Genomic DNA, 21,790 nt, shown 5'->3' on the forward strand with positions numbered 1-21,790 from the left:
AGGCGGATCGGGTCGGGTCGGGTCGCCGCGGGTCGGGCCGCTCGCCGTCCCACAGCCGCTCGACCGGCGGGCGCGGCCGGCGGCCCGTCGCCGCGCCACACCCGCAGCGGCCCGAGGACGGCGAAGCGGGTCAGCGGCCTGTCACGGCAGACCGGCCGCTTTCACCCGCAGCGCCTCGGCCGTGCCGTGGCCCAGCTCGTCCAGGATGTCCAGCGCCGCCCGCCACACCTCGCGGGCCGCGTCGTGGTCGCCCGCCAGCACGTGCGCGTCACCGAGCCGTTGCAGCGTCGCGGCCTCCTCGTAGCGGTCACCGCTCTCCCGGTAGCGCGGCAACGCCTCCCGGTAGCAGCGGACGGCCTCGGCCAGGTCGTGCAGGCGGTGGTGGACGTAGCCGAGGCTGTCCCACGTCGCCGCCTCCGCCAGCACGTCGTTGACCTCGCGGAACAGCACCAGGGCCCGGCCGCAGTCGGCCAGCGCCCGGTGCAGGTCCTCGCCGAGCATCGCGCGGGCCCAGCCGACGGCGTTGAGCGCGCGGGCCGTGCCGGCGCGGTCACCCAGCACCTCGAACAGCGCCAGCGCCCGCTCGGCGTGGTGCAGGGCCTCGTGCAGCCGCTCCCACGCCTCGTACAGCCCGGCCAGGTGGCGGTGGATGTGCGCCTGGCTCTGCCGGTCGCCCAGCTCGCGCGCCAGGTCGAGCGCGGCGGTGAGGTGGGCCTCCGACTCGGCGAAGCGCCGCAGCGTGATCAGGATGCGGCCGAGGGCCCGGTTGGTCGAGGCGAGCGCCACCCGGTCGTCCAGCCGCCGGGCCGCGGCCAGCGCCGTGTCGAGGCACCGCGCCTGCTCGTGCCAGAACGACCGCAGCCGGGCGAACGCCGTGGTCGTCCACGCCAACTGCCAGGCGTGGGTGTCGAACCCGTGCGCGGCGGCGTGCCCGACCGCGGCGAACAGCGACGCCCGCTCCAGGTCGAACCAGGCCAGCGCGTCGGCCCGCTCGGTCAGCTCCGTGACCACCACGCCCGGCGCCGGCTCGGCGATCGGCACCTCCTCGCGCTGCGAGTACAGCAACCGGTCGGCCGTGTTCGCGGTGTGCAGGTAGTGGTCGAGCAGCCGCCGCAGTGCTTCGCGCGGACCGCTCCGGTCCTCGTGCGCCGCGACCAGGTCACGTGCGCAGGCGTGCACCAGGTCGTGCAGCGTGAAGCGGCCCGGCGCCGGCTCCGCGATCATGTGCAGCCTGCTCAGCTCGCCCATCGCCCGGCGGGCGGCGGCCAGCGGCACACCGGCCAGGCTGGCCGCCGCCGGGATCGACACCTCGGGGCCCGCGTGCACGCCCAGCAGCAGGAACATCCGGGCCGCGGCCGGGCTCAACCGCTCGTAGGACCAGGAGAACACCGTCTTGACGCTGGTCGTCGCCTCGCCCGTGTCGAGCGCCTCCAGCCGGGTCCGCTCGTCGGCCAGCTCGCCCGCCAGCGCCCGCAGCGCGAAGGACGGGTGCGCCGCCGCGCGGGCCGCCACCACCGACAACGCCAGCGGCAGCCCGGCGCAGTGCCCGATCAGCTCGCCCACCGCGGCCGGCTCGGCCCCGACCCGCTCCTCCCCCAGCTGCCGCACCAGCAGCGCGGTCGCCTCCCCGTCGGACAGCACGCCGAGCGGCAACGACTGCGCCCCCTCGCGCACCACCAGCCCGTCGAGCTGGTTGCGGCTGGTCACCAGGGCCAGGCAGCGCGACCCGCTCGGCAGCAGCGGGCGCACCTGCTCGCTGTCCGCCGCGTTGTCCAGCACCACCAGCACCCGGCGCTCGGCCAGCAGGCTGCGGTACAGGCCGACCTGCTCGTCCAGCCCGGACGGCACGCGCTCCGGCGCCACGCCCAACGCGCCGAGGAACCCCCGCAACGCCTCGTCCGGGCCCATCGGCACACCCGTCGGGTCGAACCCGCGCAGGTTCACGTAGAGCTGGCCGTCCGGGAAGCGGTGCGCGCTCTGGTTCGCCCAGTGCAACGCCAACGCCGTCTTGCCCACGCCGGCCGTGCCGCTGATCGCCGCGATCACCACCGCGCCCGCCGACGCCGTGTCGAGCAGCTCCCACAGCACGGCCAGCTCGCCGTCGCGGCCGACGAAGAACCGGGTGTGCAGCGGGAGCTGCCGCGGCTTGTTCGAGGCGCCGCGGGTGTTCGGGCGCGCGACGACCGGCGCGGTGAGGATCCGCTGGTGCACCTCCTGCAACCGCGGCCCCGGGTCGACGCCGAGCTGCTCGGCCAGCAGCCCGCTCACCGACCGGTAGGCGGCCAGCGCCTCCGCCTGCCGGTCCGACCCGGAAAGCGCTTCCATCAACTGGCCCCAGAACCGCTCGCGCAGCGGGTGCTCGCGGGTCAGCGACCGCAGCTCCGGCACCACCTCCGCGGAGCGGCCCGCCGCCAGGTCCAGGTCGAGCCGCCGTTCCAGCGCGTCGAGGCGCTCCTCCAGCAGCGGCGCGACGTCCTCGCCGTGCAGGACGTCCGACGGCACGTCCGACAGCGGCGCGCCGCGCCACAGGCTCAGGGCCTCGCCCAGCCGGTCGCGGTCGACCAGCTCGCGGAACCGGTGCAGGTCCAGCGCGCCCGGCGGCACGTCCGCCGCGTACCCGCCGGTGGCGGTGCGGACCACGTTGGCCGCGCCGAGCGACTGGCGCAGCCGGGTCACCACCATGTGCAACGTCGCCTTGGTGCGGCCCGGGTTCACCGACCGGCCGTCCCAGAGCCGGTCGACCAGGATGTCCATCGGCACCACGCTGCCCGCGCGCAGCAGCAGGCTGGCCAGCAGCACCCGGGCCTTGCCCGTCGGCAGCACCACCTGCCTGCCGTCGTGCCAGACCTCCAGGGGCCCGAGCACCTTGAACTCAGTCTCCACGTCACCCCCCGTACGTGCGGGGCGAAGCATAAAGCAACAGACCGACACTTTCCGGGCACCGTGCGTCAGCGACGAGCGCCGCGACCGGCGCCGGCGGGGCCCGCAAACGCGGGAAGGCCCCGCCGGAGCGAGGCCTTCCCGTCGTGCGCGGTACCCGTCAGTCCGGGTCGATCCACGCCAGCTGGACGCGCTGCTGCCCCAGCTTGCGGGTGACCAGCGTGCCCCGGCCGGGAGGCTGCGGCGACGCCTTGAGGTTGCCCACGATCGCCCCTTCCTCCTTCGAGCCGGAACCCACCATGATCGGCGCCGAGATCTCCTTGAGCTTGCCCAGGATCGGGTCGTACATCGCCCGCGACGCGCCACCCATGCGCCGCACCGCGATGATGTGCAGGCCCACGTCCTTCGCCTGCGGGATGAACTCCGCCAGCGGCTGCAACGGGTTCTGCGAACCCTGCGGCGCGACCAGGTCGTAGTCGTCCACGACCACGAACAGCTCCGGGCCCTTCCACCAGGACCGGTTCTTCAACTGCTCCTGGGTGACGTCCGGGCCGGGCAGGCGGTTGGCCATCGACCCCCGCACGTCCTTGATCATGTCCGTGAGCTGCGCCGAGGACACCGCGTAGGACAGCAGGTGGTCGGTCTCGATGTAGCCGAGCATGGTGCGCCGGTAGTCGACCAGCATGATCAGCGCCTCGGACGAGGTGTAGCTGGTCATGATGCCGCGCACGATGGCGCGCAGCAGGTTCGTCTTGCCCGACTCGCCGTCGGCCAGCGCCATGAAGTGCGGGTCGGCGTCGAAGTCCAGGTACACCGGCGCCAGCTCGTCCTCGTTGACGCCGATCGGCACCAGGTGGCCCCGGTTCGGCCGCTGCTGCTGCACCTGGGCCATGAAGTCGTGGTAGGGCAGCAGGTCGGGCAGCAGGCGGACCTGCGGCGCGCGCGGGCCCCGCCAGGCGTTGCCCACCTTGGCGATCATGTCCTGCACGCCCGCCGCCACGTTCTCCGCGTCCGACGAGGCATCGATGCGCGGCAACGCGGTCAGGAAGTGCAGCTTCTGCGGCGACAGACCGCGACCCGGGCGGCCCGGCGGCACGTTGACCGCGACCTTGCGGTCCACCTCGGACTCGCTGACGTCACCGAGGCGCAGCTCGAACCGCGTGCCGAGCAGGTCCTTCATCGCGGGCCGGATCTCCGCCCACCGGTTCGCCGCCACCACCACGTGCACGCCGTAGGACAGGCCCTGCGCGGCCAGCGCCTGGACCGCGGGCTCCAGCGCCTCGAACTCCTGCCGGAAGTTCATCCAGCCGTCCACGACCAGGAACGCGTCGCCGAAGTCGTCGTCACGGATCTCGCCGCGCCGCCTGCGGTTGCGGAACTCGACCATCGAGTCGATGCCCTGCGCGCGGAACCGCTGCTCGCGCTCGGTGATCAGGCCCGACAGCTCTGCCACCATCCGGCGCGCCTTGTCCACGTCCAACCGGCTGGCGAACCCGCCGACGTGCGGCAGGTTCTCCAGCGACGCCAGCGTGCCGCCACCGAGGTCGAGGCAGTAGAACTGCACTTCCTGCGGCGTGTGCGACAACGCCATGGACGTGATCAGCGTGCGCAGCATCATCGACTTGCCCGACTGCGGACCGCCGACGATCGCGCCGTGGCCGGCCGCGCCGGAGAAGTCCGCCCACAGCAGGTCGCGCCGCTGCTCGAACGGCTTGTCGACCACGCCGAGCGGCACCTGGAGCTTGCCGTTGGAGAAGAAGCCGGGCGCGGTCAGGCCGCGGTCCTCGGTCGCCTGCAGCGGCGGCAGCAGCGTGTCCAGCGACGGCGGCTCGTTCAGCGGGGGCAGCCACACCTCGTGCGCCGGCGGGCCCTGGCCCACCAGCCGCTCGACGATGACCTCGAGCTCCGAGGGCTCGTTCGAGTCCTCTTCCTTCTTCTCCTGCTTGACGGGCTCGATCGGCTTGATCGGCTCCTTGGGGATCTCGATGTAGTCCGGCACGAAGTAGCGGGGCCGCTTGTCGCTGGTCACCGGCGCGGACGGGCCCGCGACCTGCAACCCGGCCGGCCGGTAGGGGCCGGACACGTACAGCGCCTTGAACCGGGTCAGCGGCGAGCCCTGCACGCCCAGGTACCCCGAGCCCGGGATGGGCGGCAGCTCGTAGGCGTCCGGCACGCCGATCGCGGCGCGCGACTCGGCGGCGGAGAACGTCTTCAGACCGATCCGGTAGGACAGGAACGTGTCCAGGCCGCGCAGCTTGCCCTCTTCCAGCCGCTGCGACGCCAGGAGCATGTGCATCTGCAGCGACCGGCCGACGCGGCCGATCTGCAGGAAGATGTCGATGAAGTCCGGCTTCGCCGTCAGCATCTCGGAGAACTCGTCGATGCAGATGAACAGCGCCGGCAGCGGGTCGAGGTCGGCGCCGTTCTCCCGCGCCTTCTCGTAGTCCCACACGTTCTTGTAGTTGCCCTTGGCCAGCACTTCCTGGCGCCTCGACACCTCGCCGGCGATGGCGTCCTTCATGCGGTCGACGAGGGTCAGGTCGCCCGCCAGGTTGGTGATCGTCGCCGCGACGTGCGGGGCCTTGTCCAGGCCGAGGAACGTCGCGCCACCCTTGAAGTCGACCAGGATCATGTTGAGCGAGGTCGACGAGTGCGTCGCCAGCATGCCCAGCACGAGCGTGCGCAGGAACTCGGACTTGCCGGAACCGGTCGCGCCGATGCACAGGCCGTGCGGGCCCATGCCCTCCATCGCGGCTTCCTTGATGTCCAGCTCGACCTGCTGACCGAACTCGCCGATGCCGAACGGCACCCGGTAGCGGTCGCGCACCGGCCGGGGCCGCCACGCCGCCTGCACGTCGAAGGTCATCGGGTCGCCCGGGATGCCCAGGAACTCCAGCAGCGGCGGGTTGTTGCTCATCGACAGCGGGTCCTCGTCGCTGCCGCCCGCGTCCACGCCGCCGATCCGGTACGGCGACAGCCGCCGGGCCAGCGCCTCGGCCTCGACCACGCTCAGCCAGTCCGGCGCGCCGAACCACTCCACGCCGCTGGCGCTGCGCGCGCCGAGCTTGCCGTCCTCGATCACCAGCCGCAGGCCGCGACGTGCGGTGAGGTTGCCCAGGGACTCGGACAGGTCGAACAGCGTGACGCCGACCAGCCCCTCCTCCAGGATGATCTGCTCTTCCCGGGTGACGTCGCCGTCGTCGATCAGGATCACGATGTGCGGCTGGTCGGCGGGCGGCGGCGCGTTGCGGGTGAACCGCTGCCGGTCGCGCAGCTGCTCGTCCAGCATCTGCTCGACCTCGGCCAGCGAGCCCGCCATCATCCGCATCTGCCCGATGCCGTCGACGATCGCCGGGTGCTGCACGTGCGGAAGCCACTTCATCCACTCCCACTCGGCCTTCGTGCGGCCGGTGGTGACGACGGCGACCAGCAGGTCGTCCGGCGAGTGGAAGGTGACCATCTGGGCCAGCAGGGCGCGGGCCAGGCCGCGCTTCTCCTCGATCTCGCCCAGCAGGCCGACGGCGGCGAAGCCGCGCAGCGCGATGGAGATCGGCAGGTCGGGCACCAGCGAGTGGGCGCGCACGAACCGGCGCAGCGCCAGCGTCGCGATCGGCTCCAGCTCCTCGACCGGACCGGTCTGCGGCGGCACGAGCCGGGTCGCCAGCCGCTGCGAGCCGCGGCCCGCGCGCAGGTGGCAGAAGTCGGGGTCGTTCTGCCGGCGCTCCCACATGCGCCGGGTGGTGGCCAGCGACCACAGCATCTGCGGGTCGGGGTGGACCCACTCGCGCTCGGCGCGCTGCTCGTTGGCGGCCTCGCGGGCGCGGTCGCGCATCTGGCCGAGGTAGCGCAGGTAGTCCTTGCGGTCCTCGTTCATCTCGGCCTTCTTCTGGCCCTTGCCGCCGCCCATGCCGCCGGCCATCATGCCGATGGTCGAGACCAGCATCATGCCGGGCATGATCATCGCAGCGGGGCTGCGCCCGCTGTAGCTGAACATCAGCACCATCATGCCGACGGACGACACGATCATGACGACGGGCATCGCCTTCATCATGATGTTGCCGGGGATGACCCGCGGCACCTCGGGCGGCGGTTCGAGGTGGACCTCACCGCCCGGCGGGCGGGGAGCGGCGAGGCGTGCCGTGCGCTTGAACTGCAGCGTGCTCACCTGACAGGCACCTCTTCAGCGTCGATCCGTAAACGTTCAGCCCGACTGCGCTCGAAATCCCGATCCGGGCGTGTGGGCCCGCCACAGTCGCACCGACACTATGGCGCATCGGAACCCCGCACGACGGGGGGTCGGGCAAATCCGCGGCCAACGTGTTGTGACGTGTTGCGCGGAACAGCCCAGCCGCGACGCCCGCTGCCCCCATACTGGGTCGGCTCCTCCGCAGGGGCGGGCCGAAGCGCGTCCGACCGGACCAATAGGGTCGGGACGGACCACAGCACACACTCATCAGGACTTAGGGGGCGCTGGTGGCGACCGGAACGACGGTGTTCAGCCGGGTGACGGTGGTTGCGCCGCGAACGCGTATCGACGTCGCGCTGCCCGCCGACGTCGCGGTGGCCGACCTGCTGCCGATGCTGCTGGACATGGCCAAGGAGGCCACTCCGGACGGTGGCGTGCGGCACGGCGGTTGGGCGTTGGCCAAGCTGGGCGAGGGCCCGCTGGACCCCAGCCGCACGCTGGCCTCGCTCGGCGTGGTCGACGGCGAGCTGCTGCAGCTGCGCAAGCGCAACGAGAACCCGCCGCCCCCGCTGTACGACGACGTGGTCGACGCGATCGCCGAGTCGGACCCGGACAGCTTCCGCCCGTGGACCAAGGACACGGCACGCCGCTACGGCCACCTCGCGGGCGCGCTGGCGCTGGTCACGGCCGCCATCGCGGTGCTGATGGCCGGACCGCTCGCGGGCGGCGGCAACCTCGTGCCGGCGATCTGCGCGGGTGTGATCGCCATCGCGTCGCTCATCGCGGGCGCGGTCGTGGCGCGGTCCTACAACGCCACCGGCACGGGCGTGCTGATCGCCGCCGCGGGCGGGCTCCCGATGGCCTACGTCGCGGGCCTCTACATCGTGCCCGGCGAGATCGGCCGGCCGAGCCTGCTGCTGGCCAGCGTGCTGGTGCTGATCTTCGCCTCGGCGTCGATCATGCTGATCGGCCGCGGCATCACGGTGTTCATCGCCGCCGCCACGGCCGGCGCGCTGAGCGGTCTCGCGTTCCTCATCGGCATCTTCGTGGACCACCCGGTGCAGGGCATCGCGGCGGCCACCGCGGCGGTCTCGCTCGCCGCCCTGTCCGTGCTGCCCCGGTTGACGATCCAGCTGGCCAAGCTGCCGCTGCCGACCGTGCCGGGCAGCGCCGAGGACCTCAAGGAGGACACCGGCTTCCCGGAGTACTCCGTGATCGAGCGGCGCACCGCCAACGCGCACGAGTACCTGACCGGCATGATCATCGGCTGTGGCGGCGTCGCCGCCCTGTTCGCCGTGATCGCCGCGGGCGACGGCTCCATCTGGGGCCCGCTGCTGGCGATCGTGGTGACGCTGGTGCTGCTGCTGCGCGGCCGGGCCTACGCCAACGGCGCGCAGGCGGTGGCGCTGCTGGCCAGCGGCATGGTCGCGGGCGCGGGCGTGCTGCTCGGGTGGCTGGTGCAGTCCACCCCCGGCGACCGGCTGCTGTACGTGTTCGGCACCCTCGTGGTGGTCGGCGCGGGCGCGCTGGTGCTCGGCGTGATCTTCCCCAACCAGAAGTTCTCCCCGGTGCTGCGCCGCACGGTCGACGTGCTGGAGGCCATCCTGATCGCCGCGGTGCTGCCGCTGGCGCTGGCGGTGATGGACCTCTACGTGGCCATGCGCCAGCTCATCCCCGCGTGAGGCCGTGATGCGCATCCGCAAGATCGCCGCCCTGACCGCGGCGGCGGTCACCCTGGTGACGGCGCCCGGCGCGCACGCCCAGCCGTCGACGACGACCCCGGCCGCCCCGGCCCGGCTGAACTCGCAGCCGCCGCCGGTGGACCGGTCGTTCCTGCGCGCGCCCGAACCGCCCGTCGAGGACGTCGACTACCAGCCGAAGACGCAGTGCATCACGTCCAACACCGGCGACCGCCCCATCCCGAACAAGCCGTGGGGCCAGATGCAGCTGCGCCTGGAAGAGGCGCACCGGTTCGCCACCGGCAAGGACATCAAGCTCGCCATCATCGACACCGGCGTCAACAAGGACCACCCGCGGTTGCAGGGCCGGGTCGTGGCGGGCGGTGACTACGTGGAGACCGAGAAGCGCGGCGTCAGCGACTGCGACGGCCACGGCACCGAGGTCGCGGGCGTCGCGGCGGCCAGCCGCGACGAGGCGACCGGGTTCGTCGGCGCCGCGCCCGAGGCGACCGTGCTGGCGTTCCGGCAGACCAGCAACAGCTTCAAGTTCGACGACCCGAAGAAGCAGGACAACCGGCCGTCAGCGGGCAAGGTCGGCACCCTGGCGAAGGCCATCGTCTCGGCGGTGGACCAGGGCGCGAGGGTCATCAACATCTCGCTCACCGCGTGCGCCCCGCCGGCCGAGCCGAGCAGCGGGGAGCGCGAGCTGCAGGCCGCGATCAACTGGGCGGTGAACGACAAGGACGTCGTCATCGTGACCGCCGCGGGCAACATCGACCCGGACAGCGGCTGCCAGGGGCAGAACGACGGCCAGGACCCGAACCGGGTCAACGTGGTCGCGTCGCCGCCGTGGTACGCCGACGACGTGCTGTCCGTGGCGTCGATGAACGCGGAGGGCGGCGTGTCGCCGTTCTCGGTGTGGGGCCCGTGGGTCAGCGTGGCCGCGCCGGGCGAGAACATCGTCACGCTCGACCCCGCGGGCAAGGGCCTGACGAACGCGAACTTCGAGAGCGGCCGGCCCGTCCCGATCCAGGGCACGAGCTTCGCCTCGCCGTACGTGGCGGGCGTGGTCGCGCTGGTGCGCGAGCGGTTCCCCGACCTGACCGCGAGGCAGGTCATGAACCGCATCAAGTCGACCGCGCAGCACCCGGGCAACCCGAACGGCCGCGACCACAAGATCGGCTACGGGATGATCAACCCGGTGGCCGCGCTGACCGCCGAGCTGCCGCTGGAGGAGTCCGGCGCGAAGCAGGCGGCGCCGGAGCAGCTGATCACCAACCTGGGCCCGCTGAACCCGCCGAGCAGCACGCCGATGATCGTGGCGCTGTCCGGCACGGGCGCGGGCGTCGGCCTGCTCCTGCTGACGATGTTCATCGTGCACACCGTGAACCGCAACCGCGCCAGGCGCCTCCCGGCCCCGAAGCGCTCCGTGATCTAGACGAGGTGCGGGAGGGCCGCCCAGCGGCCCTCCCGCGTGTCCTACGTTCGGAACGCGCGTGTCCTACGTTCGGAACACCCGAGTTGAACGCTCAGGAACGCGCGCGGGCCCGTCAGTCCTCGCCGAGCACCGGCGGGGCCGACTTCTTGGGCTTGCCGAAGACCTGTTCGGTCGAGCCGGCCAGCTGGACCTTCGACTTGTGCTCCTTGTCGCCGCCCTGCTGGCCGCCGGCGCCCATGCCGCCCATCATGCCGCCGCCCATCATCCCCGCGCCGCCCGCCGCCGGAGCGGCCGAACCACCCGCCGCGGCGGCCGCCGGACGTGGGGCGGACTCCGTCGGTCGCGGCTCGGCCACGCCCGTCGACCCGCCGGGCTGCATCCGCTCCGCCGAGTCGCCGCCGGGGACCCCGCCGCCACCACCGCCGGGCACGCCACCACCGCCGGCCACGCCACCACCGCCACCGGGCACGCCACCGCCACCGCCCGGCACGCCGCCGCCACCGGACCCACCGGCGGCGGCCGGCTTCGTCCCGGCGGGCGGGGTGGCCGCCGGCTCCGGCGCGGCCGGTCTCGCCGGCGCGGTGAACGACCAGTCCTGCTCGGGGTACCTGTGCTCCATCTTCACGTCGGCGAAGTCGTCCGAACCGGACACGCCGTCGCACAGCCGCAGGAACGCCTCCAGCACGTCCCGCACGGACTCGTGCAGCTCCTTCGCCGGGTCGTGCAGCTCGTCCAACGCCTCCATCACGCGCCGGTCGCCGTCCACCGGCAACGCCGCCGCGCCGGACACCGCGTCGGCCGCCTCGGCGAACACCCGGGACATGTCCTGCACGATCCCGCGCACGCCCTCGGCGGTCTGGTCCAGCGCCTCGGCCATCGCGTGCATCGCGTCGGACATGTCGTGCCCGGCCAGGCCGACCTTCTGCATGTGGTCCACGAACGCGTCCGCGTCCTTGCCCTGCCACGCCGAGTCGAGCTTGCCGAGCGGCTTGGTCAGGTCGCGCGTCACGTGCTCGGCGACGAGGCCGGCCTTGCGCCAGCGCTCGGCCTCCTCGTTCAGGTCGTTCCAGTCGCCCAGGACCGGCGCGAAGTAGTCCGCCACGAGGTCGCGCACGCCCAGCCGCCTGCTGATCCCGGACAGGTAGTCGAGCTCCGGCCCCACCTCGGCGGCGATCTGCCTGCCGTCCTTGCCCCGCATCAGCTCAACCCCGCCCGCCGGTCGACCGCCTGGATCAACGCCACCGCGTCGTCGTCCTGGGCGCCGTAGTGCTCGGCCACGTCGTGCAGGCCCTTCGCCGCGGACGTCAGCACCTCGCACGCCCGGTCGAGCTGCTGGTGGAGCAGCCCCGCGGCCCGGCCGTAGGCCTCCGCGCTGCGCAGCGTCCGCCCCAGCTCGCCGAAGCTCTGCGGACGCATCGGCGCTTCCCTGAGCTCGGACCGCGCGCGGGTCAGCTCCTCGGCCGCCTCGTCGACGCGCTTCGCGTACAGCTCCAGCCAGCGCGGGTCGACCGAAACCTGCCTGCCGCCCGCCGGCCCGCGTGTGACCTCGTTCACCCGGACACCTCCTGCTCCCTCTGACGGGAACCGGCCCACGCCGGTTCCCCCAAAGGGCTCAGCAATACCGGCTCAGCCGCCCTGCTTCTGGGCCTTCTCCTCGGGCAGCAGGCCGTTGTTCTTCGGCACCGGGATCGAGTCCCAGCTGCGCGAGGCGTCGTTGCGGTTGAGCTGCGGCCCGTTCGGCAGCAGCCGCAGGATCGACTCCGGTCCGGGGGAGAACCCGTCCACGCCGAGGCCCAGCGCGCCGCTCGTGGTGGTGTCCGGGACGCCGTACTTCACGCCGCGGCCGGTGATCAGGTGGATCGGGCCGCTGTCGAAGTCCTGGGTGGACGTCGCGCTGCGCACCACGGCCGACTTGCCCGGCGCCATCACGAACTGGCTGACGACCTCGCCGGTCGCGCCGACCTGGTTGATCTCCACCGGCACCACGCCCGACGGGATCGGCAGCGACGGCGCGATGGTCACCTTGGTGTGCTGCGACCTGTTGTCCGAGGACACGTTCTGCGCCTGCCAGCCGAGGCAGATGACCCGGTTGTTCTGGTTCGGCTCCAGGACCTCGGGCACGTCCGGCGGGTAGTCGGCGAAGTCGAGCAGCTCGACGGTCGGCGCGCTGTTGGTCCGCGCGATGTCGACCAGCTTGGGCTCCGCGCCCTGCGCGTAGGCCGCGCGGAGCAGGTCGGCCGCGGCCCGGCTGATCTTCTGCAGGCCGTCCTTGAGCGCCACGTGGAACTCGGAGTCGGCGCCGGAGCGGCGGACCTCGATCACGGCGCCGATCTTCAGGTTCTCGCCCTGGACGTAGGTCACGTTCTGGCCGCGGCCCGGGATCTCGGGGGCCACCAACGGCTTCGCCTCGGGAATCGCGTTGAGCAGGCCGGAGCTGATCGCGCGCGGCTTCTTCTGGCTCAGGTTCAGCGCCGTGCGGACCTCGGCGTTGGTGAGGTCGACCTTGGCGCGCACGGTGGACGTCGAGGTGATCTTGGAGTTCACCGGCGCCTTGTAGATCAGGTACGCCTGCTTGTCGTCGGTGCCCGCGCGCACCAGCAGGGCGCGGTTGCCGTCGAGCAGCTCGCCGCCGCCGCTGAAGCCCGCGAGGACGGTGGTGGTGAACTTACCCGGCGCGGACGGGTCGTTCAGCGACTCGTCCAGCTGCAGGGTGTCGCACACCGACCAGTCCGGGCCGACCCGGTCGGCGGGCTTGGGCAGCACGTCCGGCCCGTCGGGGATGCCGGTCAGCCGGCCCTTGGGCAGCTTCGCCAGGGCCTTCTCGCTGACCAGCTTCGGGTCGCCGCCCGCGACCTGCGGCCCCATGTTCACCTGGCCCGCCGCCGCGTCGCCGCCCGCGACCGCCGCCTGGCCCTTGTCCGGGTTCGACCGCTGCAGCAGCAGCAGCCGCGCGGAGGCGAGGTTCGTCATCGGGATCAGCGTCTTGGTCGTGCCGACCGTGTGCACGACGTAGACCTGGCCGGTCTCCTTGGAGATGGCGATCTGCGTCTGGTCGTCGACCTGCGGGTCCGGCGAGAAGAAGCCGAAGATGAGGAAGCCGAGCAGCCCGATGACGCCGAGCAGGACGCCCACCGCGGTCGCGCGCGAGTGCGTGCGCATCGGGTCGTGCAGCATCACCGCGTCTCTGCGCACCAGGGCGGACTGCATCCTGCGCAGCACGAAGCGGTAGGCCTGGACCTGTGACTTGGTGGTGGGTGTTGATGCCATTCTCGGCTCGCTGCTCTCCCAGTCGCGGTACGGTCTGCACGATAGCCGGACGGCGGGTGGTCCGTGTGCGGGTTGGTCAGACCCGGTCGGTCCCCACCCGGCGCACGCCGACGGAAAGAGAACCAGAGCGGATGTCCGTGACCACCCCACATCCGGGCCAGCCCAACCCCGCCATGGCACGCGCGCAGGCAGCCGGCGGCGCCGTGCGCGCCGCGCTGCTCCGGGCGCGTCGCCGCACCGCGGGCGCGAGCCTGGGCTCCCTGCCGGTCGCCAACCTGGTCGTGCTCGAGGTCGGCGTCGCCATCGGCCTGGTCCTGCTCGCCGTCGGCGCCACCGGCGACACGGTCGCCCCCGTGCCGATGTACGTCGCGGGCGGCATCGTGCTGATCGCCCTCATCATCGCCTTCACCAGGTCGCGGGGTCGCTGGCTGACCCAGTGGATCGGCCTGGTGGTGCGCTACAGCTTCCGCTCGCACGGCCGCACGGCCAAGCGCACCGGCCCGGTGGAGATGAAGCCGCCGTCGGAGGAGGAGTCCTCGGTCATCGGCCCGGACGACCCGCGCGTGGCGTTGCTGCGCCTCGCGGTGCCGGACCTGGTGGTGGCACGGGGCGTCGACCACGAGCGCCGGCCGCTGGGCATGGCCTGGCACCAGGGCGCGTGGACCGCCGTGCTGCTGGTCGACCCGGCGCCGGGCCTGATCACCGCCGTGGGCAGCGCGCCGTCGCTGCCGCTGGGCGCGCTCGCGCCGACGTTGGAGGACCGCGGTGTGGTGCTCGACGCGATCTCGGTGATCTGGCACTGCTACCCCGGCAGCGCGGCGCTGCCGTCGAACTCGCCCGCGCTCAACTCCTACATGGAGGTGCTCGGCCCGCTGCCCGCCGCGGCCCGCCGGACCACGTGGATCGCGGTGCGGCTGGACCCGCGCCGGTGCGCGGCGGCGATCCGGGAGCGCGGCGGCGGCGTCGTCGGCGCGCACCGGGCGTTGATCGGCGCCCTGTCCCGCGTGCGCAACGCCCTGGAGTCGACGGGCGTGTCGATCCGGCCGCTCGACCCCGACGAGCTGATCCGCGCGGGCATCTCGGCGGCCGAGCTGACCTCGGTGGCCGGGTCGAACAACTCGGTGTCGTTGCGGGAGAAGTGGTCCGGTGTGACGGCCGGTGGCGTAGGCCACGCCAGCTACGCGATCACCGGCTGGCCGTCCAAGGGCATGCGCAACAACCTGAACGCGCTGACCGGCGTGCGGGCCCTGTCCTCGACGCTGTCCATGACGATCTCGCCCAGCAGCGAGCAGGGCCAGGTCGGCCTGCGCGGCATGGTGCGGGTGAGCGCGCGGACGCCGACCGAGCTGAACCGCGCCGACGACCGGCTCAAGGCGTTGGCCGACAAGCTCGACATCACGCTGACCCCGTTGAACGGCCTCCAGGTCGCCGGGCTGGCCGCGACGCTGCCGCTCGGAGGTGTGGCGTGAGCAACTCCCGCTTGTTGGACTCGCAGGGCAAGGGCGTGGCGCCGGAGTTCCTGGTGTCGCCGCAGATGCTGGACGTGGTGAGCCCGTCGGGCGACCGCGGCGGCATGGTGCTCGGCTCGGGCCTCCAGGGCGAGCCGCTGACGATCTCGGTGCTGCGGTCCGCGCCGACCCGCATGGTCGTGGTCGGCGGGCTGTACCTGGCGCGGCAGATCGCGCTGCGGGCCATGGCGACCGGCGCGTGGATCACCATCGCGACGGGTCGCCCGGCGGCCTGGCAGCCGGTGGTGCGCGCGGCGGGCGCGGGCGCGGACGGCCGCCCCTCGCCGCTGGTGCAGCTGCGCCGGCTGAGCCCGGTCGAGCTGCCGCGGCCGTCGGAGGACAGCCCGCTGCTGGTCGTGCACGACGGCGGCCACGTGCCGCAGGAGTTGTTCCCGCCGCGGTCGCCGTGGCAGACCACGATGTACGTGCTGCCCTATTTGCACCCCCAGGCGGCGACCACCGCGAATTCCGCGGACCTCGTGCTGCTGCAACGGCTGCCGGTCGGGCAGGCCCAGTTGGCGTCGCAGATCTGGCGGCTGCCGCCGCAGATGGCGCACCAGCTCACCACGCTCAAGGACGACCAGGTGATCGCGCTCGGCACGAACCTGTGGCGGCCGTTGCGGCTGGTCACCACCCCCGGTGAGCAGCAGATCCTCGGTGCGGTCCGCCGCGGCGACTGACCCGCGCGAGACCGCCGACGTGCCCCCGGACGAATGTTCGGGGGCATATTTCTTGTGCGCGGTCCAGTGACTGTCCGCATCCATTCGTTCACAGCACGACCAAAACTGTGGACGAGCCGTTCGCCGGTTGATGCGGATAAATTCTTGCGCCCCACCCGCGAAGCGAACTAGGAACAACTCACCGTGCCCGGTCGGTCGCGGGGGCGACACCGACCGGGCGCCCACCCTGCGAAGAGGAGACCCCCGTTATGGCAGACGTTCGCGCGTCCTGGACGAGACGGTTGGCCGGTGTCGGGCTGGCCACGGGCACGGCGTTCGCGGTCACGGCCGCACTGACCACCTTCAGCTCCGCCGCCACCGAGGCCAAGATCATCGGGTTGGGCGCGCCCAACGCGGTCAAGGACAGCTACATCGTCGTGCTCAAGGACATGAGCACGAGCAGCGTCGCCACGCTGAGCGACAAGTACCGGGCGAACGTCAAGCACACGTACACGAGCGCGCTGCGCGGCTTCTCGGCGACGATGACCGAGCTGCAGGCCCGCAAGCTGGCCGCCGACCCGTCGGTGGCCTACGTGCAGCAGGACGGCGAGGTCTCGATCTCCGCCACGCAGGCGCCGACCCCGTCGTGGGGCCTGGACCGGATCGACCAGGCCGCGCTGCCACTGGACAACTCCTACACCTACCCGAACGAGGGTGAGGGCGTCACCGCCTACATCATCGACACGGGCATCCGGTTCTCGCACAGCGACTTCGGCGGCCGCGCCGTGACCGGTCGCGACACCGTCGACAACGACGCCGACGCCACCGACTGCAACGGCCACGGCACGCACGTCGCGGGCACGGTCGCCGGCACCAAGCACGGCGTGGCGAAGAAGGCCAAGCTGGTCGGCGTGCGGGTGCTGAACTGCGCGGGCTCCGGCACGTACGCGGGCGTCATCGCGGGCATCGACTGGGTCACCGCGAACGCGGTCAAGCCCGCGGTCGCGAACATGTCGCTCGGCGGCGGCGCGGACGCCACGGTCGACCAGGCCGTGCGCAACTCCATCGCGTCGGGCGTGACCTACGGCCTCGCGGCGGGCAACGAGAACGGCGCGAACGCGTGCAACGTGTCGCCGGCGCGCACGCTGGAGGCGATCACGGTCGGCTCCACGACCAACACCGACGCCCGGTCGTCGTTCTCCAACATCGGCACCTGCCTGGACATCTTCGCGCCGGGCACCAACATCACCTCGGCCTGGTACAGCAACGACACCGCCACCAACACGATCAGCGGCACGTCCATGGCGACGCCGCACGTCGTCGGCGCGGCGGCCGTCTACCTGGCCGCGAACCCGACCGCCACGCCGGCGCAGGTGCGCGACGCCCTGGTCAACGGCGCGACGAACGGCGTGGTCGGCAACGCGGGCACCGGCTCGCCGAACAAGCTGCTGCGCCTGGTCGGCACGTCCACCCCGCCGCCCGGCGGCTGCCCGGCCAAGACCAACGCGACCGACGTGGCCGTGCCGGACCTGGGCACCGCGTCCAGCCCGATCGCGGTGACGGACTGCGGCGGCAAGGCCGGCGCGTCGGCCACCGTCGAGGTGCACGTCAAGCACACGTACCGGGGTGACGTGGTGGTCGACCTGGTCACGCCGAGCGGCGCGGTCAAGCAGCTGAAGGTGCAGTCCGGTTCGGACAGCGCGGACAACGTGGACGCCACCTACACGGTGAACCTGTCGTCCGAGGACGCCAACGGCACCTGGCAGCTGCGCGTCCGTGACGCGTACAGCCAGGACACGGGCTACATCGACAGCTGGACCCTCGACCTGTAACCGGCCCCGCCCGGTCCAGTCGCGCCACCGCGGCCCCTCGCCTTTCCACCGGCGAGGGGCCGCTCGCGCATTTCACCTGATCAGGACCGGTACCGCCCCTGTGGGGCTGTGGCAGGGTCATAATCGAGTCGATCGAGGAGGTGGACCCGTGTCCGCAGCGCTGCAGCACCCGATCGGCCCGCACAAGGTCGAAGACTGGCTGGCCCTCCCCCCTTCCGAGGACGGGTCACGCACCGAGCTGATCCAGGGACATCTCCACGTGTCACCCGCACCCTCCTACCGCCACCAACTGGTCGCGTTCGAGTTGGGGGTGCAGATCCGCGGCGCGGTTCGCGCCGCCGGCCACCGAGGCCTGCGTGCCGTGCTCGCGGTGAACGTGAAGATCTCTTCGACCTTGCGCACCGGGCTGATCCCCGATATCGCGATCGTCGACCGGCCGACGGGCGTGGCTTTCCCGGCCGAGGCGCTGATGCTGGCGGTCGAGGTCTGGTCACCCGGCAACACGCGCGCCGAGCGGGAAGCGAAGATGACCGCGTACGCCGGAGCCGGTGTGCCGTTCGTGTGGACGGTCGACCAGAAGACGGACCTGCACGAGTTGAAGCTCACCGCGCACCGGCTCGACGGCGACCGCTACGCGGTGGCGCAGACGGTGCGGGCCGCCGGGCCGGTGACCATCACCGCCGCGCCGCTGCCGATCACCGTGGACCTCGCCGACCTCGCCGGCTGACGCTCACACCCGGGACGCGCACGAGCGGAGGGCGGCCAGGACCCGCGGCCACGTGCAGTGGGTCGGTTCGGTGCTCCGGTTGTGCGCGGCGATCCGCAGGCGTTCCTCCCGGTCGTCCGCCAGGCGGGCGATCGCCGAAGCCAGGTCGTGCGTCAGCAGCCCTTCCACGCCGTCGCGCACGAAGTCCGCCACCCCGGTCCCCGGCCGCGCGACCACCGGCACCCCCGCCGTCCGAGCTTCCAGCGCCGCCAGCCCGAACGCCTCCTGCGACGCCGCGTTCACGAACACGTCCGCCCCGGCCAGCAGGCGACCCACCGCCGGCCGGTCGAGCCGGCCCGGCAGGCTCACCCACCCCAGGCCGTGCCGCTCGACGTACCGCCGCAGGACAGCCATCTCCGGCCCCACCCCGGCCACCGTCGCCCGCAGCGGCACGTCGGCCGACACCTCGCGCAACGCCCGCAGCAGCGCCATCGGCTCCTTGCGGGCCGCGAGCCGACCCACCGACACCACGTGCACCGCGTCGTCCGGCCGCCGCGCCGCCGACGCCCGCCACGCCGACGGCACGATCCCGTTCGGCACGACCCCCACCGGCAGCCCCGGCGCCACCGCCCGCACCCGCTGCGCCGCCGCCCGGCTCACCGCCGCGACCACCACCGGCGCGGAGCTCCACGAGGCCAGCCGGTCCAGCGCCCGGTAGCACCGCTGCACCACCGGGTCCCACATGCTGTGCACGACGACCACCGCCGGCAGTCCCAGCCGGGCCGCCGACCGCACCCCCGACCACGCGAACGGCGAGATCGCGCCGACGTGCACGTGCACCACCGACGGCGACAGCGAGGCGATCAGCCGGTCGAGGCGCGAACCCGCCCTCGGGTGCACGGGCACGTCCCACGGCAGCCGCACCGCGATCCGGTGCACCGAGTACCCGTCACCCGGTGACGCGTTCCTGGTCGCCGTCACCACGTGCACGTCCGCCCCGGACCGGGCCTGCGCCGCGGCCAGCCCGGCGACCTGGATCTCGATCCCGCCCAGGCGCGGCAGGAAGCAGTCGGTGACGTGGACGATCGACAAGTGCCCTCCCGTCAAGCCGCCGAACGGAGCAACTGACACTCTTGCACCCGTGAGCCGAACGTGCGTCTTCTTCCACGCCCACCCCGACGACGAAGCCCTGCTGACCGGCGGCACCATGGCGCGCCTCGCCCAGGAGGGGCACCGGGTCGTGCTGGTCGTCGCCACCGCGGGCGAACAGGGGCTGAGCACGCACCGCGCCGATCTCGGCGCGGTCCGCACCAAGGAGGCGCACGCGTCGGCCCGCGCCCTCGGCTGCGCCCGCGTGGAGTTCCTCGGCTACCCCGACTCCGGCCTGGACGGGCGGCACGGGTTCGCCCGCGCCGACGTGGGCGAGGCCGCCGGCCGGCTGGCCGAGCTGCTGCACGAGGAGCACGCCGACCTGCTCACCGCCTACGACCCCCACGGCGGCTACGGCCACCCCGACCACGTCCAGGTGCACCGGGTCGGCACGCTGGCCGCCGAGCTCGCCGGCACCCCGCGTGTCTGGGAGGCGACGGTCGACCGCACGTGGCTGTTGCGCGGGCTGCGGCTCGCCCGGCTGGTGCGCGGGTTCGACCTGGCCGCGTTCGAGCACGCCTACACCGCCCGCACCGACATCACCCACTCGGTGGACGTCCGCCGGTACGCGCACGTGAAGCGGGCCGCCATGGCGGCGCACGCCACGCAGACCACCGGCGGCGAGTCGACCCGCACCCTCGCCGCGCTGCTCAAACTGCCGCCGCCGCTGTTCAACGTGGTCCTGGGCACCGAGTGGTACGTCGAGCGCAAACGATTGCGAGCACGGTGAGGCGGTGGTCGCGCATCGCCGCGTCGCTGGCGTCACTGGGCCTGGCGGCGTGGCTGGTGGTCGCCCTGGTGCCCGCGGTGGGCGGTGTGGCGTGGACGGCGGTCGCGGAGCAGCTGCGCGCCGTCGGACCCGGCACGGCGCTGGGGTTGACCGCGCTGTGGCTGGCCGGGCTCTGGGCCTACACCTACGTGCTCACCGCCTCGCTGCCCGGCCTGAGCCACGTCCAGGCGTTCAGCCTGAACGCGGCGGGCAGCGCGGTCAGCAACGTGCTGCCGTTCGGCGGCGCGGCCGGGGTGGCGGTGACCGCGGTGATGGCGTCGAGCTGGGGCCACTCCGCGCGGTCGATCACCACGTCGGCGATCGTCACCGGCCTGTGGAACGCGCTGTCCCGGGCGGCGCTGCCGCTGCTCGCGCTGGCCGTGCAGGGCGCGGCGGTGATCGGCGGCGGTGTGCTGGTCGCGGCGGTGGCCACGGCGGTCGGGGCTGGCCTGGCCGTGGTCGTCCTGATGCGCCTGCGCTGGTCCGGCAAGCTCCTCGGCGGTCGGGCCACCCGGTTCCTGCTGCGGCTGCGCCGGCAGACCGGTGAGGTCGTGCGGGCCGGGTGGCGGCGGATGACCGGCGGCATGCTCGCCTACCTGCTGCTGCAAGCCGTGCTGCTGTGGTGGTGCCTGGCCGCCGCCGGCGTCCAGCTGGGACCCGGGCCGACGGTGGCGGCGTTCGCGGTGAGCAGGCTGCTCACGCTGGCCGTGGTCACGCCCGGCGGCGTCGGGATCACCGAGAACGGCACCATCGCGTTGCTGGTGGGCCTGGGCACGCCCGCCGCGCCGGCCGTGGCGGGCGTGCTGCTGTTCGCGTTCTTCACGTACCTGGCGGAGATACCGCTGGGCGGTGTGGCCTGGCTCAGCTGGTCGGCACGCCGGTCGCGGTCACCGCGCCGCGCACGTTCCGCGTGACGGCGGCCCGCGCGGCGAGCTCGTCGTCGGCCGGGTAGTCGACCCGGACCAGCGACAACCCGTGCGGCGGCGCGACCGTGACCTCGCTGGACCGCGCGGTCAGCGTCAGCAGCGACGCGGGCCAGCCCACCGGCTTGCGCCCCTCGCCCACCGCCAGCAGCGCGCCGACCAGGCTGCGGACCATCGAGTGGCAGAACGCGTCCGCGGACACGTGCGCGGTCAGCACGGCCCCGTCGCGCACCCACTCCAGGCGTTGCAGCTCGCGGATCGTCGTCGCGCCCTCACGCCGCTTGCAGAACGCGCAGAAGTCACGTTCGCCCAACAACAGCCGCGACGCGGTGTTCAACGCGTCCAGGTCCAGCGGACGCGGCCAGGCCAGCGTGTCCAGCCGCCGCAACGGGTGCGCCCCGAACGCGGCATCGGTGACCCGGTACTCGTAGTGCCGGCGCAACGCGGCGAACCGGGCGTCGAACTCGGCCGGCGCCACCCGTGCCGAGAACACCCGGACGTCCGGGGGCAGCGCGCGGGCCAGGCGCTTCGGGAGGCCCGCGACGTCCACCGAGGCCGGCAGGTCGACGTGCGCCACCTGCCCCGACGCGTGCACGCCCGCGTCCGTGCGCCCCGCCACGGTGAGCTGCACGTCTTCGCGCAGCACCGTCGACATGGTGTCTTCCAGCACCCCGCACACGGTGCGGCGGTCGGGCTGGCGCGCCCACCCGGAGAACCCGGTGCCGTCGTAGGCCAGGTCCAGTCGCACACGAACGAGCCCGTCGTCCCCAGCGGGAACGACGGGCTCGTCGGTG

At 73.0% G+C, this 21,790-nt stretch carries 15 protein-coding genes; 8 read left to right on the forward strand and 7 right to left on the reverse strand.

What is annotated here, in order from left to right; genetic code table 11:
• Positions 1-141: 141 nt before the first annotated feature.
• Together IOD16_RS33645 and eccCa are read right to left on the reverse strand one after the other, a co-directional pair.
• On the reverse strand, positions 142-2,883 hold the full coding sequence (locus tag IOD16_RS33645; RefSeq protein WP_201437688.1) for an AfsR/SARP family transcriptional regulator: 2,742 nt from the start codon (positions 2,881-2,883) through the stop codon (positions 142-144).
• A 157-nt stretch (positions 2,884-3,040) separates the two neighbouring features.
• Positions 3,041-7,045 carry a type VII secretion protein EccCa gene (gene eccCa / locus IOD16_RS33650; protein ID WP_201437689.1) on the reverse strand — a complete coding sequence of 1,335 codons (4,005 nt, stop codon included), beginning with the start codon at positions 7,043-7,045 and terminating at the stop codon, positions 3,041-3,043.
• A 308-nt stretch (positions 7,046-7,353) separates the two neighbouring features.
• Between eccCa and eccD the strand changes: the two genes are divergently transcribed.
• Positions 7,354-8,748, forward strand: a complete 1,395-nt coding sequence (gene eccD, locus IOD16_RS33655; RefSeq protein WP_201437690.1) for a type VII secretion integral membrane protein EccD — start codon at positions 7,354-7,356, stop codon at positions 8,746-8,748.
• Between the two features lie 7 nt (positions 8,749-8,755).
• Positions 8,756-10,183, forward strand: coding sequence for a type VII secretion-associated serine protease mycosin (gene mycP, locus IOD16_RS33660; protein WP_201437691.1), 1,428 nt, complete (start codon positions 8,756-8,758; stop codon positions 10,181-10,183).
• Positions 10,184-10,295: 112 nt separating this feature from the next.
• On the opposite strand, the gene IOD16_RS33665 is transcribed toward mycP, so the two are convergent.
• The 3 genes from IOD16_RS33665 to eccB all read right to left on the reverse strand — a co-directional run bounded on the left by IOD16_RS33665 (position 10,296) and on the right by eccB (position 13,450).
• Complete coding sequence (locus IOD16_RS33665) at positions 10,296-11,381, reverse strand: WXG100 family type VII secretion target (RefSeq protein WP_201437692.1); 1,086 nt, start codon at positions 11,379-11,381, stop codon at positions 10,296-10,298.
• Positions 11,381-11,737 carry a hypothetical protein gene (locus IOD16_RS33670; RefSeq protein WP_123745297.1) on the reverse strand — a complete coding sequence of 119 codons (357 nt, stop codon included), beginning with the start codon at positions 11,735-11,737 and terminating at the stop codon, positions 11,381-11,383. Before IOD16_RS33670 ends, IOD16_RS33665 begins: the two co-directional genes overlap by 1 nt.
• Before the next feature lie 72 nt (positions 11,738-11,809).
• Positions 11,810-13,450, reverse strand: a complete 1,641-nt coding sequence (gene eccB, locus IOD16_RS33675; RefSeq protein WP_201437693.1) for a type VII secretion protein EccB — start codon at positions 13,448-13,450, stop codon at positions 11,810-11,812.
• Between the two features lie 131 nt (positions 13,451-13,581).
• Here eccB and eccE point away from each other — a divergent pair, with 131 nt between their 5' ends.
• The 4 genes from eccE to IOD16_RS33695 all read left to right on the forward strand — a co-directional run bounded on the left by eccE (position 13,582) and on the right by IOD16_RS33695 (position 18,176).
• Positions 13,582-14,919 (forward strand): type VII secretion protein EccE, encoded by a 1,338-nt coding sequence (gene eccE, locus IOD16_RS33680; protein WP_236594540.1) that lies wholly within the window; start codon positions 13,582-13,584, stop codon positions 14,917-14,919.
• A gap of 65 nt (positions 14,920-14,984) precedes the next feature.
• Positions 14,985-15,638 (forward strand): hypothetical protein, encoded by a 654-nt coding sequence (locus IOD16_RS33685; RefSeq protein WP_238598838.1) that lies wholly within the window; start codon positions 14,985-14,987, stop codon positions 15,636-15,638.
• 248 nt (positions 15,639-15,886) lie between these two features.
• Entirely contained in the window at positions 15,887-17,449 is a 1,563-nt protein-coding gene (locus IOD16_RS33690) for a S8 family peptidase (RefSeq protein WP_201437694.1), read from the forward strand.
• A 148-nt stretch (positions 17,450-17,597) separates the two neighbouring features.
• On the forward strand, positions 17,598-18,176 hold the full coding sequence (locus tag IOD16_RS33695) for a Uma2 family endonuclease (RefSeq protein WP_201437695.1): 579 nt from the start codon (positions 17,598-17,600) through the stop codon (positions 18,174-18,176).
• 3 nt (positions 18,177-18,179) lie between these two features.
• Here the strand turns inward: IOD16_RS33695 and IOD16_RS33700 are convergent, their stop codons facing one another.
• Positions 18,180-19,247, reverse strand: a complete 1,068-nt coding sequence (locus IOD16_RS33700; RefSeq protein ID WP_201437696.1) for a glycosyltransferase family 4 protein — start codon at positions 19,245-19,247, stop codon at positions 18,180-18,182.
• Positions 19,248-19,296: 49 nt separating this feature from the next.
• Between IOD16_RS33700 and IOD16_RS33705 the strand changes: the two genes are divergently transcribed.
• Complete coding sequence (locus tag IOD16_RS33705; protein WP_201437697.1) at positions 19,297-20,034, forward strand: PIG-L deacetylase family protein; 738 nt, start codon at positions 19,297-19,299, stop codon at positions 20,032-20,034.
• The gene (locus IOD16_RS33710) at positions 20,031-20,987 is read left to right on the forward strand and encodes a lysylphosphatidylglycerol synthase domain-containing protein (protein ID WP_201437698.1); all 957 of its coding nucleotides are present in this window, start codon (positions 20,031-20,033) and stop codon (positions 20,985-20,987) included. The genes IOD16_RS33705 and IOD16_RS33710 overlap by 4 nt, the downstream gene beginning before the upstream one ends.
• Here the strand turns inward: IOD16_RS33710 and truA are convergent.
• Positions 20,935-21,744 (reverse strand): tRNA pseudouridine(38-40) synthase TruA, encoded by an 810-nt coding sequence (gene truA / locus IOD16_RS33715; protein ID WP_236594541.1) that lies wholly within the window; start codon positions 21,742-21,744, stop codon positions 20,935-20,937. The genes IOD16_RS33710 and truA overlap by 53 nt on opposite strands.
• Positions 21,745-21,790 lie beyond the last annotated feature (46 nt).

Origin of the sequence: Saccharothrix sp. 6-C, assembly GCF_016695385.1 — a bacterium.
GTDB classification, from domain to species: domain Bacteria; phylum Actinomycetota; class Actinomycetes; order Mycobacteriales; family Pseudonocardiaceae; genus Actinosynnema; species Actinosynnema texasense.

What these genes read in the sequence shown, in the direction of transcription:
- IOD16_RS33685 (WP_238598838.1), top strand. Translation starts at nt 14,985, where the DNA reads ATGCTGGACGTGGTGAGCCCGTCGGGCGACCGCGGCGGCATGGTGCTC.
- IOD16_RS33690 (WP_201437694.1), top strand. Translation starts at nt 15,887, where the DNA reads ATGGCAGACGTTCGCGCGTCCTGGACGAGACGGTTGGCCGGTGTCGGG.
- eccB (WP_201437693.1), bottom strand. Translation starts at nt 13,450, where the DNA reads ATGGCATCAACACCCACCACCAAGTCACAGGTCCAGGCCTACCGCTTC.
- IOD16_RS33665 (WP_201437692.1), bottom strand. Translation starts at nt 11,381, where the DNA reads ATGCGGGGCAAGGACGGCAGGCAGATCGCCGCCGAGGTGGGGCCGGAG.
- mycP (WP_201437691.1), top strand. Translation starts at nt 8,756, where the DNA reads ATGCGCATCCGCAAGATCGCCGCCCTGACCGCGGCGGCGGTCACCCTG.
- eccE (WP_236594540.1), top strand. Translation starts at nt 13,582, where the DNA reads ATGTCCGTGACCACCCCACATCCGGGCCAGCCCAACCCCGCCATGGCA.